The organism is Natronococcus amylolyticus DSM 10524 (assembly GCF_000337675.1).
Taxonomy (GTDB): Archaea; Halobacteriota; Halobacteria; order Halobacteriales; family Natrialbaceae; genus Natronococcus; species Natronococcus amylolyticus.
Window position 1 is genome coordinate 142,099 of record NZ_AOIB01000031.1, and the last position, 13,446, is coordinate 155,544.

At 66.5% G+C, this 13,446-nt stretch carries 14 protein-coding genes and 1 pseudogene; 8 read left to right on the forward strand and 7 right to left on the reverse strand.

The features are described 5' to 3' along the window. The first annotated feature begins 60 nt into the window (after window positions 1–60). The 5 genes from C491_RS15980 (at window position 61) to C491_RS16000 (ending at window position 3,127) form a co-directional block, all read left to right on the forward strand. Window positions 61–588, forward strand: a complete 528-nt coding sequence (locus C491_RS15980) for a DUF7342 family protein (RefSeq protein ID WP_005558150.1) — start codon at window positions 61–63, stop codon at window positions 586–588. A 9-nt stretch (window positions 589–597) separates the two neighbouring features. Beyond that, window positions 598–1,026, forward strand: a complete 429-nt coding sequence (locus C491_RS15985) for a hypothetical protein (RefSeq protein WP_005558151.1) — start codon at window positions 598–600, stop codon at window positions 1,024–1,026. Window positions 1,027–1,056: 30 nt separating this feature from the next. Further along, complete coding sequence (locus C491_RS15990; RefSeq protein WP_005558153.1) at window positions 1,057–1,287, forward strand: AbrB/MazE/SpoVT family DNA-binding domain-containing protein; 231 nt, start codon at window positions 1,057–1,059, stop codon at window positions 1,285–1,287. Window positions 1,288–1,349: 62 nt separating this feature from the next. Then, window positions 1,350–2,843, forward strand: coding sequence for a replication factor C large subunit (locus tag C491_RS15995; RefSeq protein WP_005558154.1), 1,494 nt, complete (start codon window positions 1,350–1,352; stop codon window positions 2,841–2,843). A 98-nt stretch (window positions 2,844–2,941) separates the two neighbouring features. Continuing rightward, window positions 2,942–3,127, forward strand: coding sequence for a hypothetical protein (locus C491_RS16000; protein ID WP_005558155.1), 186 nt, complete (start codon window positions 2,942–2,944; stop codon window positions 3,125–3,127). 7 nt (window positions 3,128–3,134) lie between these two features. On the opposite strand, the gene bioD is transcribed toward C491_RS16000, so the two are convergent. From bioD to sucC, 7 genes and pseudogenes are all read right to left on the reverse strand, one after another. Beyond that, entirely contained in the window at window positions 3,135–3,821 is a 687-nt protein-coding gene (gene bioD / locus C491_RS16005) for a dethiobiotin synthase (RefSeq protein ID WP_005558156.1), read from the reverse strand. Further along, on the reverse strand, window positions 3,818–5,035 hold the full coding sequence (locus C491_RS16010; RefSeq protein WP_005558157.1) for an aminotransferase class I/II-fold pyridoxal phosphate-dependent enzyme: 1,218 nt from the start codon (window positions 5,033–5,035) through the stop codon (window positions 3,818–3,820). Before C491_RS16010 ends, bioD begins: the two co-directional genes overlap by 4 nt. 77 nt (window positions 5,036–5,112) lie before the next feature. Further along, window positions 5,113–6,211 (reverse strand): annotated as a pseudogene (locus C491_RS16015) (transcriptional regulator). Between the two features lie 28 nt (window positions 6,212–6,239). Then, the gene (gene bioB, locus C491_RS16020; RefSeq protein WP_005558162.1) at window positions 6,240–7,361 is read right to left on the reverse strand and encodes a biotin synthase BioB; all 1,122 of its coding nucleotides are present in this window, start codon (window positions 7,359–7,361) and stop codon (window positions 6,240–6,242) included. Between the two features lie 146 nt (window positions 7,362–7,507). Further along, window positions 7,508–7,663, reverse strand: coding sequence for a hypothetical protein (locus C491_RS23350; protein WP_005558163.1), 156 nt, complete (start codon window positions 7,661–7,663; stop codon window positions 7,508–7,510). Between the two features lie 568 nt (window positions 7,664–8,231). Continuing rightward, window positions 8,232–9,104 carry a succinate--CoA ligase subunit alpha gene (sucD, locus tag C491_RS16025; RefSeq protein ID WP_005558165.1) on the reverse strand — a complete coding sequence of 291 codons (873 nt, stop codon included), beginning with the start codon at window positions 9,102–9,104 and terminating at the stop codon, window positions 8,232–8,234. Then, entirely contained in the window at window positions 9,101–10,252 is a 1,152-nt protein-coding gene (gene sucC, locus C491_RS16030; protein ID WP_005558167.1) for an ADP-forming succinate--CoA ligase subunit beta, read from the reverse strand. Before sucC ends, sucD begins: the two co-directional genes overlap by 4 nt. A 161-nt stretch (window positions 10,253–10,413) precedes the next feature. Between sucC and C491_RS24025 the strand changes: the two genes are divergently transcribed. The 3 genes from C491_RS24025 to C491_RS16040 all read left to right on the forward strand — a co-directional run bounded on the left by C491_RS24025 (window position 10,414) and on the right by C491_RS16040 (window position 13,096). Then, window positions 10,414–10,536, forward strand: coding sequence for a hypothetical protein (locus C491_RS24025; RefSeq protein ID WP_005558169.1), 123 nt, complete (start codon window positions 10,414–10,416; stop codon window positions 10,534–10,536). Between the two features lie 216 nt (window positions 10,537–10,752). Then, on the forward strand, window positions 10,753–11,622 hold the full coding sequence (locus tag C491_RS16035; protein WP_005558171.1) for a UbiA family prenyltransferase: 870 nt from the start codon (window positions 10,753–10,755) through the stop codon (window positions 11,620–11,622). A gap of 154 nt (window positions 11,623–11,776) precedes the next feature. Next, window positions 11,777–13,096 carry a polysaccharide deacetylase family protein gene (locus tag C491_RS16040; protein WP_005558173.1) on the forward strand — a complete coding sequence of 440 codons (1,320 nt, stop codon included), beginning with the start codon at window positions 11,777–11,779 and terminating at the stop codon, window positions 13,094–13,096. Window positions 13,097–13,446 lie beyond the last annotated feature (350 nt).

Below are 13,446 nucleotides of genomic sequence, written 5' to 3' on the forward strand. Positions count from 1 at the left end.
GGTAATTATACTAAGCGGTGGCAAATTATATAGTGCGATAGGCCGTTTTTCCATGCAGGTATGAGTTCGGACGACCCTCCGAGCGAGCTGCCCGGACTGGCCGACGAGTGGAGCGAGCGGACGGATGCACAGTCGACCAGGGAACGAGTGTACGCCGCCGCCCTCCAGCTGTACGAACCGACGCGCGTCGCTACCGTCTCGGAACGGGCCGACGTCTCGAAAGAAACCGCCCGCGAGTACCTCCGCTGGTTCGCGGAGATCGGACTGGTGACCCACGACGCCGAGTCGCCGGATCTGTTCAGTCGAAACGAGGCGTACTTCGAGTGGCGGCGCATCCAGCGTCTGCAGTCCCGCCCGCTGGAAGACCTCGAACGGGAGCTGAAGCGACTTACCGGGAGCGAACGCGAGTATCGCGAGCGGTACGATGCCGACGGGCCCGACACGGTCGACGCGCTCGACCACGCCGACTACGACGAGCTCGAGTCGGTGTGGATGGAACTCCAGGAGTGGCGAACGGTCCGACGACGGATTCGCGAACTCGAGCAGGCACGACGGAACAGGGACAGAAGCTCGAAAGCACCGGCGTGACTGCGCAGTATGAACGATACAGGACGGTCGCTTGACGAAGCGCTGTTGCGAGCGGTCGCTCGACGGCTCGGTTCGTTGACTGTAATCGACACTGTCCGGGTGTTTCCGCGGCAAAAGCCCGAGTCGGTCGTCGCGACGCTCGAGGACGCGTACTACCCCGAGGAGATACGGCGGATTGAACTCGAGGCTCGCGCGTACCGCAACGGCGATTTCAACGTTACGTACCGGGAGGCGAGGGGCAACGACGACTGGATGGCCAGATGGGACCGTCACGACAATCCGCACAATTCCCGGGACCACTACCACCAGCCGCCGCGCGCTCGGGCGACGGACGCGGTCGATAAATCGTATCCCACGGATTTTTTCGACGTCGTCGAACTGGTTCTCGCCGAGGTCGACGCTCGACTCGGCGAACTGTGGGAGCAGACCGACGACTGACTTTCGTGTGTCGCTATCGTAGGGTCGCGTATGCCCGAAGCGACGGTGGACGATCTAGGTCGTCTCACACTCCCGGAAGAGGTCAGAGAGCGATACGGTGAGCGCTACTACATTGTTCAACTTCCCGACAGAGTTACGCTTGTTCCGATCGCTGACGATCCGCTCGAGACACTCAAGGATGAGTTCGCGGACGTTGACGGATCGGCTCGCGACCTTCGTGACGCGGCACGGAAGCGGGCGCTCAACGAAGTCGACGACTGAGCGACGGACGCGACGATCCCTGTCCGCAACCACTAAACGCGGCTCGTCCCAACCACGAGTCAATGAGCGACTGGACCGAGACGTACCGCCCGACGACGCTGTCGGAGGTACGCGGCAACAACAAGGCCCGGGACCAGCTGAAGGAGTGGGCCGAGAGCTGGGACGACCACCGGAAGGCGGTGATCGTCCACGGCAGCCCCGGCGTCGGGAAGACCTCCGCGGCCCACGCGCTGGCCAATGACATGGGCTGGCCAGTAATGGAGCTCAACGCCAGCGACAGCCGCGGCGCCGACGTGATCGAGCGCGTCGCGGGCGAGGCCGCAAAGAGCGGGACCCTCACCGCGGGCGGCTCCGGGCGTCGGCTCGTAATCTTGGACGAGGCGGATAACTTCCACGGCAACGCCGACTACGGCGGCTCGCGCGAGGTCACGCGGGTCGTCAAGGACGCGAGCCAGCCGATGGTGCTGATCGCCAACGAGTTCTACGACATGAGCCAGTCGCTTCGCAACGCCTGCGAGACGGTCGAGTTCCGGGACGTCTCGAAGCGCTCGATCGTCCCGGTGCTGCGGGACATCTGCCGGCGTGAGGGCGTCGAGTTCGAGGAGGAAGCCCTCGAGCAGATCGCCGACTCGACCAGCGGCGACCTCCGGTCGGCGGTCAACGATCTTCAGGCGATCGCCGAGGAGGCCGAGCGACTGACCGTCGAGGACGTCGTCACGGGCGAGCGCGACACCACGGAGGGGATCTTCGACTTCCTCGACGCGCTGATCAAGGAGGAAGACGCACAGGGAGCGCTGTACGCCTCCTACGACGTCGACGAGACGCCCGACGATCTGCTAAACTGGATCGAGGACAACGTGCCGAAGGACTACGCGGGCGAGGAGCTGGCCGACGCCTACGGCTTCCTCTCGAACGCCGACCGCTGGCTCGGTCGGGTGCGGGCCACGCAGAACTACTCGTTCTGGCGGTACGCCACCGACAACATGACCGCGGGGGTCGCGGCCTCCCGCCGTGAGCCGAAGGGTGGCTGGACCCGCTACGGACCCCCGAGCTACTGGTCGAAGCTCGGCCGCACCAAGGGGACCAGAAACACTCGCGACGCCATCGCCGAGCGCATCGCCGAGCGCGAGGGAACCAGCGTCGCGACGGCCCGTCGGGAGATTTTGCCGTTCCTCTCGGCGATGACCCACCACTGTAAGAACCGCGAGCTGACCGTGCGGATGGCCGCCACGTACGAACTCGACGAGGGCGAGGTCTCCTTCGTCACCGGCAGTGGGAAAACGACCAACAAGGTCGAGTCGATCGTCGCCGACGCTGCGGAGCGCCGCGAGGAGCAGACGGTCGCACACTCCGGGAACGCCTTCTTCGGAAGCGCCTCGAGCGACGTCGACCTCGAGGACGTCGAGGAAGCTGACGAGGATGATGGGGACGACCAGCGGTCGCTTGAGGCCGTCGCCCAGACGGACGACGCCGAGGACGGAGCGCCCTCGGAGGGGGCGGCCGACGAACCCGCGGAACCCGACGACGATCAGTCCGGTCTCTCGGATTTCATGTAACTGCGGCTGCTGTTGGTGTCCAGATATGTTCGAATGTGAACTGATCGACACTATTACGGCAGTCGATGTGGACACCAACTCCTGGTGAGTGTAGAATAATGACCGACTATGACTGTCCGCTCTGCTCGAACGGCTACGAGGAACGTACGGATCTCCGGATCCACCTCGAGGTCAACCATCGGAAGTCGACGATCGTCTCCCAGCTCGTGGAGGCGACGACCGACTCGGCGGTGGGAACCGACGATCCCGTTCTGGAGGGCGACCGACCGGCACCGACGCTGTAACCGGTAGCTACGCTTTTTCGACGAGCCGATCGGCGAACGACCGCGAGAGCCCGTCGCGAACGCCGTCCGCGAGCGCCGCCGGGTCCGAACCCGAAAGCGGCGGCACCGTTTCCACGGGCCGCTCTGTCATGCGCTCGAGCTCCCTGGGGTTCGTCCGCTCGGCGACCGAGGCCCCCTCGTACTCGTTGCAGACGATCCCGGGAACGTCGACCCCGCGTCGCTCGAGCGCGTCGACGGTGAGCGCGGTGTGGTTCAGCGTACCCAGTCCGGAACGAGTGACGACGACCGCGCTCGAGGCGAGGTCGGCGACCAGATCGATCACCTCGCGGTCGCCCGCCAGCGGAACCCGGAGCCCGCCGATCCCCTCGAGGAGGGCGACCGGTACCTGCTCGCACTCGCGACGGCAGTCAGCCAGCAGCGGCTCGTACTCGAGGGGATCGTCCGCCCGTTCGGCCGCGACCCGCGGCGCCAGGGGTTCCTCGAGGTAGCGCAGACAGATCGCCGCCTCGTCGGTTCTGCAGGCGTCAGCGACGAACGCCGCGTCGTCGTCGGGCGGGTGTCCCGTCTGTGCGGGTTTGATCGCACGGGCGTCGACGCCGCGGTCGCGAAGTTCGTGGGTGAGCCCGGCCGTGACGACGGTCTTGCCGACCCCGGTGTCGGTGCCGACGACGGCGACCGTCGTCGAGTCGCTCACAGGAGTCCGACCTCCGTCCCGGCCGCCTGGAACGCCTCGAGGCAGGCGACGACGTCGTTGCGGTCGTGAGCCGCGGTCGGCGCGACGCGGATCCGGCAGGTTCCCTCGGGGACCGTCGGCGGTCGGATCGCCGGCGCGATCACGTTCCGATCCCGGATTCCGGCCTCGAGCGCCAGCGCGTCCTCGCGGTCGCCGACCACGATCGGCAGGATCTGGGACTCGCCGGGCACCTCGAACCCCATCGACTCGAACCCGTCCCGGAGGTGGGCGACGTTCTCCCAGAGCCGCTCGCGGGCGTCGCTGTGGCGGGCGAGGTGGAGGGCCTCGCTGGCGGCCGCGGCCGCCATCGGCGTCAGTCCCGTCGAGAAGACGAACGGCCGGGCCTCGTTGACCAGCAACTCGACGAGCGCGTCGCTGCCGGCGACGTACCCGCCCTGGCTCGCCAGCGCCTTCGAGAGGGTCCCGAGCTGGACGTGTACCCGATCCTCGAGCCCCTCGGCCTGGACAATTCCACCACCGTCGGCGTACAGCCCCGTCGCGTGGGCCTCGTCGACCATCACCCACGCGCCGAACTCCTCGGCGACGTCGCAGATCGACTCGAGCGGGGCGACGGTGCCGTCCATGCTGAAGACGGTGTCGGTGACGATCAGCCACGACTCGCCGTCGGCGCCCGGTCCGTCGGCTCGGTCGGCTCGGTCGGCCATCTCGGCCCGGAGGCTCGCGGCGTCGCAGTGATCGTAGACGACCGTCTCGGCGCCCGAGAGGCGACAGCCGTCGACGATGCTCGCGTGGTTGCGCTCGTCGGAGAAGATCACGTCCGGCTCGAGGGCGGTAATCGTGCCCACGTTGGCGGCGTACCCCGAGGAGAAGGCGAGCGCGCGGTCGGTACCTTTGGTCTCGGCGAGCAGCCGCTCGAGGTCCTGGTGGACCAGCGTGTCGCCGGTAACGAGTCGGCTCGCGCCGGCGCCGGTGCCGACGGTCGCCCCGGCCTGGCGCGCGGCGTCCTGGACGCGCTTGTCGGCGGTCAGTCCGAGGTAGTTGTTCGAGGCGAACACGAGCGCCTCCTCGGAGTCGAGCACCGGGAGCTCGCCTCCCGACGGCGACGCGAAGTACCCCCGCTCCGCGACCCGATCAGCGGGCGCGAGCGATCGTTTCAGGTCGTGCTCGACGAGCGCGTCGAGTCGACCCTCGAGGTCGAACCCGCGGTCTTCCATTCGAGTAAACGGAGTCAGCCGCGTGCTTTCACTGTCACGGTTCGCGTCGGAGCGGCCGCGGGGGTCACTCGAGTCGGTTACAATCGGGGCATCAGCTCCGCCGGGCCGACGACGCCGTACTCGCCGGCGCGGTTGCGGCGAACGCCGGCCCGCAGGTAGCCCAGCGCGGGGCCGTTGACGTTCGCTTCCATGCTCGTCGCGTCGTCGAGCTGGAACGTGTTCGTCCCCCGCTCGCCGTCGAAGGTCGTTCCGGTCACGGAGACGGTCGTCGTGGTCGGTTTCTCGTCGCTGCGAACGTCGAGAAGCCCGCCGACCGTGACGTCCTCGGCGTCGCAGACGCCTGCGCGCTCGAGCAACACGTCGTCGGCGTGCTCCATGTCCTCGAACTCGATGACGCCGTCGTGGTCGTCGACGATCGCCTCGATCTCCTCGGCGGAGAGGTCGCGTGCGGTCTCGATGTCGTATCCGGGCAGGTGGGCGATGTCCTCGCGAACCGTGCCGCGGTTGTCCTCGTACCCCGACTCGAGACCGACGCCCCACCAGATCTCCACTTCTTCGATCTCGACGAATGACTGGGCCGCGAGCGCGGCCGCACCCGTCAACAGCCCCGGCGTCGCGCCGGCGCCACAGACGAAGGNCATCAGAGATGTGTATAAGAGACAGGACGAAGGTGATCCCCGCCTCCTCGAACGCCTCCGTGCGGTCGTCGAGCATGCCGATCACGCGCGAGCGCTTGAGGACGTCGACCAGCACGCCGTCGTAGCCGCCCTCGAGAAACCGGTCGGCGACGCGAGGAATGAAGTCGTGTTCGTAGTTCGGCAGCGCCAGCAGGACCGCGTCGATCTCGTCGCCGTGATCGACGACGTCCTGGATGGGGTCGTCGCTGGGACGGGCCTGTTCGGACGCGACCACCCCCCTGTCCTCGCCGTGCTGTTTGACCCCCTCACCGTCCGCGGTGGCCGCGCCGCCGTCCGTCGCGACGTCGCCGGGATCGCTGTCGATGTTGCCCTCCGTCGCCGCCAGCAGTTCGTCGACGTCGAGGCCGTCGAAGTCGATCGCGGTGCCGTGGCGATCGCAGGCCGCGACAGGCGTGAGTCCCTCCTTGTGCTGGCTCACTTCGAGCGTTCGTCGTCCGATACCGCCGGTGCCGAGTACCGCAAACGTCGTTTCCTTCATGAGTGTGTTCTCGTTGGTTCGCTCGTCGTCAGTCGTCGCTCGGTTCCGCGCCCGTAGTCGGGCCCGAGTCGCCTGCGCCCTCGCTTCTCGTCGAGTCCGTCGACCCGTCGTGACGGGCCTTGACCGCCTCGGGATCGAACTCGTTTACCTCGCGGTTGGGCTCGAGACCCGCTCGTTCGACGATCTCTATGTCCTCGCCGGGGGACTGACCCTCGGTCGTGAGATAGTCGCCCGTCAACAGCCCGTCGGCGCCCGCCTCGAGGGGCAGATGCTGCTCCTCGGGCGCGAGGTTGACCTCGCGACCCCCGGTCAGGCGCACTCGCGAGTCGGGGTGGAGCAGCTTGTACACTGCCACCGTCTTGACGATTTCTTCGGTGGTGATCTCGACGTCCCGCTCGGCGAGGGGCGTTCCCTCGACCGGGTTGAGAACGTTGACGGGAAGCGAAGAGATGCCGATCTCTTGCAGGGCGATAGCCGCCTCGACTCGGTCGGTCGGCGTCTCGCCCATGCCGAGGATGACGCCCGCACAGAGATCCATCCCGGCCTCCTTGGCGATCTCGAGGGTTTCCACCCGGTCCTCGAAGCTGTGCGTGTCGACGATCTCGGGGAAGTACCGCGGCGAGGTCTCGATGTTGTGATTGTAGTGGTTGATCCCCTCCTCGGCGAGGATCGCGGCCTCCCGTTCGGTGAGTATTCCGAGCGAGGCGTCGATCTCGAGGTCACACTCGTCGCGGACGAGTCGAATCGACTCGAGGACCTCCGCCCACTCCTCGGGGCGGTGCTTTCGCGAGACGCCCTTCTCGGCGACGACGATCCCGAACCGCTGGGCGCCGTCGCGTTCGGCCCGTTTGGCGGCCTCGAGAATCTTCTCCGGGCCGAGGAAGTCGTAGGTGTCGATCCCGGTGTCGAAGTGGACCGACTGCGCGCAGAAGCCGCAGTCCTCGGCACAGTTGCCGGCCTTCGCGTTGACGATCGAGCAGGCGTCGACGGTGCCGTCGCCGAAGCGATCCCGCACCGTCGCGCCGGCCTCGGCGAGGGGCTCGACCGGCTGGGCCATCAGCGCGAGGCCGTCGGTGCGATCGAGCCGCTCGCCGGCCAGCACCCGCTCGAGGGCGTCGTCGACCGTCGGATTTCCAGTCTCGTAAACCACACTCGACTAGCTGGTTGACGGATATATAATAATTGGGGGACGGTCAGTAGTTGCGACTCGTCGCGCGTTTCGAACGTCGCGGTGGCGGTAGGGCCCGCGCCCCGCCTCGAGCGTCCGCTCGTCGAAGTCGGTACGAAACGGCTCGTTCAGCCGTCGGGGTGCCACGTGAGGCCGTTCCGTCGAACGGTGAACGGCTTCGCGCCGCAGGCGGGACAGACCGTTCCGCCGCCCTCGGTGTCGTCCGGACGCTCCGGAACGATGTGACGGTGACCGCAGGCGTCGCACTCGAGGTCGACTGACATACCCTACCGGACGGTCCGCGAGCCGATGAATCCGGGGTGAACAGTCTCGGCGGGATGTGAGGGACGAACGAAACGGCCGCTGCGCTCGCGGTCGCTCGAGGCGAACAACAGGTCAAAAAACGGCACGTCGAATCATGAGTAACGAGATGTGGGTTCGGCGTCAGGAGCCTCACGAACTCACAGAGGGGCGGTATCGCTGTATTCAATGTGTGGGAGTAGCGTGGGATTCGTTGTCATCACCACCGTAGTATCGACGAGTTCACGTACAGTAATAAGCTTTGTTGCTAGCTGTGTGTCCAGCTCGAGCGGCGATTCGTAGGTGGACGGCGTCCGCACTCGGCCGAAAGCGGACGTCTGCAGGTATTGCAGTCCGAGCCAACCAGAAAGCCGACCGGAAACTCGAGTACTCGTCGCCGAACTGGATTTCGATGTCGGCCTCGAGTAACCGGACGATTCCCGGTGGGGCCAGCTCGAGCACTCGCCTCGAGACGAACCGTGAGAGAGAAAACCGTACGATCGAACCGTTCGTCGATCGCGTTCGCTCGCTACGGAACGACGGCGTCCCGGGTTACGCGAGGAACTCTTCGATGTGGTCGGCGACCTCCTCGGGGGTGTCGCCGACGGGGACGCCCGCGTCGTTCAGCGCCGAGATCTTGCTCTCGGCGGTTCCGGTCCCGGAGCCGGAGACGATGGCGCCCGCGTGGCCCATGCGCTTGCCCGGCGGAGCCGTCCGGCCGGCGATGAAGCCCGCGACGGGCGTGTCGACGTAGTCGTCGATGAACGCTGCGGCCTCCTCCTCGTCCTCGCCGCCGATCTCGCCGCACATGACGATGGCGTCGGTCTCGGGGTCGTCCTCGAACAGCTCGAGGGCGTCGACGAAGTCCGTCCCAATGATGGGGTCACCGCCAATACCGATCGCGGTGCTCTGGCCGAGCCCGCGGTTAGTGAGGTTGTCGACGACCTGGTAGGTCAGCGTTCCCGAACGGGAGACCAGGCCGACGTTCCCCTCCGAGAAGATGTTCCCCGGGAGGATGCCCAGCTTGGCCTCGCCCGGCGTGATGAGGCCGGGGCAGTTCGGGCCGATGAGTCGCGTGTCGGTCTCGGTGAGACGCTTGTTGACCCGGGCCATGTCCTGGGTCGGAATGCCCTCCGTGATTGCGACCGCGAGGTCGAGGTCGCTATCGAGGGATTCGAAGACCGCGTCGCCGGCAAAGGCCGGCGGAACGAAGATCACCGAGGTGTCGGCGTCTTCCTCATCGACGGCCTCGTGGACCGTGTCGTACACCGGGACGCCGGCGGCCTCCTGGCCGCCCTTGCCTGGCACGGCGCCAGCGACGACGTTCGTGCCGTACTCCATCATCTGTTCGGCGTGGAACTTGCCCTCCCCGCCGGTGATGCCCTGTACCACGACGCGCGTGTCGTCGTCGACTAGTACACTCATGCTTGTCCCTCCTCAGCGTACTCGACGGCACGCTGAACCGCGTCCTCGAGGGTCTGTTCGACCGTCACGAGGTCCTCGTTCAGAATCTCCATCCCCTCCTCCCAGTTCGTCCCCGCGAGGCGGACGACGACCGGTTTGGGGATCTCGTCGAACTGCTCCAAGGCTTCGTTTATCCCCTTGGCGACCTCGTCGCCGCGGGTGATCCCGCCGAAGATGTTGAAGACGACCGAATCGACGTTGTCGTCCGAGAACACCATATCGAGGGCGTTCGCGATGCGGTCGGCCTTGGCGCCGCCGCCGACGTCCAGGAAGTTCGCGGGCTCGCCGCCGTAGTGGTCGACCAGGTCGAGCGTGGTCATCACGAGGCCGGCACCGTTACCGATGATGCCCGTGTTGCCCTCCAGCCGGACGTAGTCGAAGTCGTACTCGTCGGCCTTCTGCTCGAGCTCGTCGCCGCCGCTTGCGGCCTCGGCCTCCATCTCGGCGAGCTCGGGCTGGCGGAACAGCGCGTCCTCGTCGATGTTCATTACGGCGTCGGCCGCGATGACCTCGTCGTCGTCGGTGACCATCAGCGGGTTGATCTCCGCGTCGGAGCCGTCGCGGTCGTCCCAGAGCTGGTAGAGCGTGGTGAGAACGCTCGAGACGTCGCGGGCGACGGCTTTGTCGACGCCGGCGTCGTAGACGGCCTTGCGGGCCTGGTAGGGGTGCATCCCGAACGAGGGGTCGATGTGCTCGCGGGCGATCGCCTCGGGGTCCTCCTCGGCGACCTCCTCGATGTTGACGCCACCCTTGGTCGAGACCATCGCGACGGGTTTGCCCTCGCCGCGGTCCATCGTGATGCCGATGTAGAGCTCGTCGACGAAGTCGACCGCGCCCTCGACGAGGACCTGGCCGACGTGGTAGCCCTTGAGGTCCATCCCGATGATCGACTCGGCTGCCTCGCGGGCCTCCTCCTCGTTTTCGACGAGTTCGATCCCGCCGGCTTTCCCCCGACCGCCGACCTGTACCTGTGCCTTGACCGCGACCGGATAGCCGATCTCTTCGGCGGCGGTCAGTACGCCGTCGACGTCCGAAGCGAGCTGTGACTCCGGCGTCGGAATCCCGGCGTCGGCGAAGACTTGCTTCGCCTGGTACTCATGTAGTTTCATACCATTCGAACGGCCGTCCCGGCCTTGCTTAAATCCTGCCAGTTTCGGTTCGATTTGCGGCAGTGATTGCCGTATCACGGCGCCTCCTCGACGCTCGGTCGAAATTAACTCAGTTCCGTATTAGGGTACTTTTATTACCTCGGCTACAGTAGGCACAGGTGATGCCCGAAGTAAACGTCTCCGAGTCCCTGTACAAGAAGCTCGAAGAAGAGAACCCCGAGTCGATCGAGGACGCGGTCTGGGAGCTGATGTACCAGGCGCGACGCGAGTCCCAGTACCAGTAGTCGATCGAGCCCTTTGTCGTGAGCGCGGCGTTGTTCCTGTTGTCTTCGATACCCAGTAGCTGACCGTCTCTCGAGTGAGTACACCGAAGCGTTTGACTCCGTACGGCTCCTACCCTCGAAGCGAGCGGTGTACCCCCGTACTCCCGAGAAGCGAGACGCGCGGGACGGACAGCTCCGGAGCCGACCTGGACACCGGCGACCGGAGGCGGTGTCGTAGTGTCGACCCCGACGGCCGCACGCGAGGGCCACCCCCTGCCAGCGTGGCTGCTTACCGCGCTCCGGCTTCTGGTCCACAGCAACCTCTTCATCTCGCTCGCGGCCGCGAGCGTCGTCGTTACGACTGCCGCCCTCGCCGACCTGCCCCTCGAGGCGCTGCCCGCCTTTATCGTCTTCGCGGCGGCGATGTTCGTCTACACGATAAACCGTTTCACCGACCTCGAGGAGGACCGCGAGAACGTCCCCCGGCGCGCGGCGTTCGTCGAGCGCGCCGGCCTCGCCTGGCTGGCGCTGGGCGTCGGGCTCTACCTCGGCGCCATCGCCGTCGCGGTCGCGCTCGAGCTCCCCGGCGCCGGCTACCTGCTGTTGCCCGCGATCGTCGCCGGGCTGTACACACTCGGAATCAAGCGAGTCTTCCTCGTCAAGAACCTCTTCGTCGGCTTCGCCTGGGCGGTGATCCCCCTCGGCGTCGGGGTCTACTACGAACAACTGCTGACCCGCGAGGTGCTCTTTCTCGCCGTCTACATCGGCGCCATGATCACGATCGCCGCGGCGATCTTCGACGTCAAGGACATCGAGGGCGACCGCGAGGAGGGGATCGCGACGATCCCGACGGCGTTCGGCCCCCGCTGGACCCGCATCGTCGCCCAGCTCGCCAACGTCGCCGTCGCGGTCGTCGTCGTCGCGGTCGTCGCCGCGGGCGTCCTCGACGCCCGGTTCCTCGTTCTACTCGCCTTCCACGGCTACGTCGGCTGTTACATCCCCTTCGCGAGCCGTGATCGTGGGCCACTGTTCTACGGCGGGATCGTCGACGGCGAACACGTCTTTCTGGCCGCGCTCGTGCTCGCACTCGAGTGGCTCGTCTGGTAGCGAACGGCGAAGCTCGTCTCCAGTGCGGCAACAATAACGACCATGTTCGGGCGAGTAGGTCGATCGCTCGAGGTATGAGGGGCGTACGGATCGCCCCGGCGGAGATACTGGAAGCATAACAAACCCCCGGTCCCGGGTGTGGATTCGACGAACGATGGACCGACGGACCTACCTCGCGATCGGAGCGGCGACCGTCCTCGCCGGCTGTACCGAACTCGGCGGCCCCGGCGAACCGGATACGAGCGACGAACGGGCCGACGACGGCGGGACGGAGCCGACCGACGATACCCCGGGCGACGACGAGCGTTCCGAGGACGGTGACGACGAGGGGGATCCTGAGGACGAGGAGGAAGAGGAGCACCCCGAACTGGTCGGCACCTTCGACGACTTCGAGGACCTCGAGGAGTGGTGGGAGTGGCAAGACATCGGCACGCTCGAGGCCGACTCGAGCCGCGCCTCGATGGGCTCCCAGTCGGCGCTGCTGACGGCGTCGGTCGAATCGCGAGGGCAGGTCCGGGTTCGCCGCGAGCTCGAGGAGCCGATCGACGTCCGGGAGGTCGCACCCGGGCTCGATCTGGCCACCGACACGGATTCCGGTGTCGTGCGCATCCAGCTCCAGGACGCCGACGCCCACTACGTCGAGTACAGCCAGAGGTTCGCGGGCGGAACGTCGCTGACGCGTCACAACTTCGGGATCACCCGGATTCGGGGCGAGCCCGACCTGAGTAAGGTCGTCGTCCTGCAGGTGATCCGCTGGTTCGGCGACGACGCCGAGGGTCGCCAGTGGGTCGACGACTTCCACTTCGTCCCCCGACCGACTCAGGGAACGGTGTTGCTCCAGTTCCACGGCGGGTACGAAACTCACGCCACCGAGGCCCAACCCCGCCTCGAGGATGCCGAGTTTCCGGCGACGGCGTTCGTCCCGCCCGCTCGGCTCCGCGAGGACGAGGCCGCCGAGGGCGACCGACTGACCCGCGACCAGGTCGACGACCTCGCCGCGGCCGGCTGGACGATCGGTGCGCAGTCGGCAAACGGCCAGCCCCTCGACGGCGTCGATCCGGACGCGCTCGAGGACGCCGTTGTCGACCCGATCGACTGGCTCGCCGAGGCGGATTACGGGGACGACGTCCGTGTCTTCGCCTATCCGGGCTCGACGTACACCGACGAGTCCTACGAACTGGTCCGGGAGAACTACGATCTCGCCTTCGCGGGCCGATCGCGCTCGCAGGGGTACGCGGGGAACCCCCACCTCTGCTCGATGGCCGAGACGCCCGACCCGGGCGACGCGACGGACCTGCTCGAGTGGACCGCCGAGTGGGGCGGGATCACGGCGATCCCGTTCTACGAACTCGATGGGGAGAGCGCGCTCGAGGCGCTCGAGGAGACGGTTCGTGCGCTCGAGGAACACGTCGAAGCGGGGGAGCTCGAGGTGATCACGCCCGCCGAAATGGCCGAGAAGTACGTCTACGAGTAGTCAGTCGCTGATCGACGGTGAAACGGTTCCGACGCGGGGTCGAGTTCGAAAAGCGAACGGCAGCGGTGTACAAAACGCGCGCGTCGAGTGTGGCCGAAGTCAGCGTTCGGCCGCCACAGGAGTCGTACCAGGGGATCGCGGTATTCGATACGGGATCGGTCACGTCGCGTAAGTCGTATGGTATTCGTTGTCATCACCACCGTATCTTCGACGAGTCCGCGTCCAGTAATAAGCTTTCCCACTAGTCAGACCGTAACCGATAGGGGGAATACAAGTTCGTATGACAACCTTAGTCGATACATACTCGTCGACCCGTCGTTCCGGCGGTGATCGGCAGGTGGGAGTTCGAG

Bases quoted from the DNA above. Each gene is read 5' to 3' on its own strand.
- C491_RS15980 (WP_005558150.1), top strand. From the start codon at position 61: ATGAGTTCGGACGACCCTCCGAGCGAGCTGCCCGGACTGGCCGACGAG.
- C491_RS15985 (WP_005558151.1), top strand. From the start codon at position 598: ATGAACGATACAGGACGGTCGCTTGACGAAGCGCTGTTGCGAGCGGTC.
- C491_RS15990 (WP_005558153.1), top strand. From the start codon at position 1,057: ATGCCCGAAGCGACGGTGGACGATCTAGGTCGTCTCACACTCCCGGAA.
- C491_RS15995 (WP_005558154.1), top strand. From the start codon at position 1,350: ATGAGCGACTGGACCGAGACGTACCGCCCGACGACGCTGTCGGAGGTA.
- C491_RS16000 (WP_005558155.1), top strand. From the start codon at position 2,942: ATGACCGACTATGACTGTCCGCTCTGCTCGAACGGCTACGAGGAACGT.
- C491_RS16010 (WP_005558157.1), bottom strand. From the start codon at position 5,035: ATGGAAGACCGCGGGTTCGACCTCGAGGGTCGACTCGACGCGCTCGTC.
- C491_RS23350 (WP_005558163.1), bottom strand. From the start codon at position 7,663: ATGTCAGTCGACCTCGAGTGCGACGCCTGCGGTCACCGTCACATCGTT.
- sucD (WP_005558165.1), bottom strand. From the start codon at position 9,104: ATGAGTGTACTAGTCGACGACGACACGCGCGTCGTGGTACAGGGCATC.
- sucC (WP_005558167.1), bottom strand. From the start codon at position 10,252: ATGAAACTACATGAGTACCAGGCGAAGCAAGTCTTCGCCGACGCCGGG.
- C491_RS24025 (WP_005558169.1), top strand. From the start codon at position 10,414: ATGCCCGAAGTAAACGTCTCCGAGTCCCTGTACAAGAAGCTCGAAGAA.
- C491_RS16040 (WP_005558173.1), top strand. From the start codon at position 11,777: ATGGACCGACGGACCTACCTCGCGATCGGAGCGGCGACCGTCCTCGCC.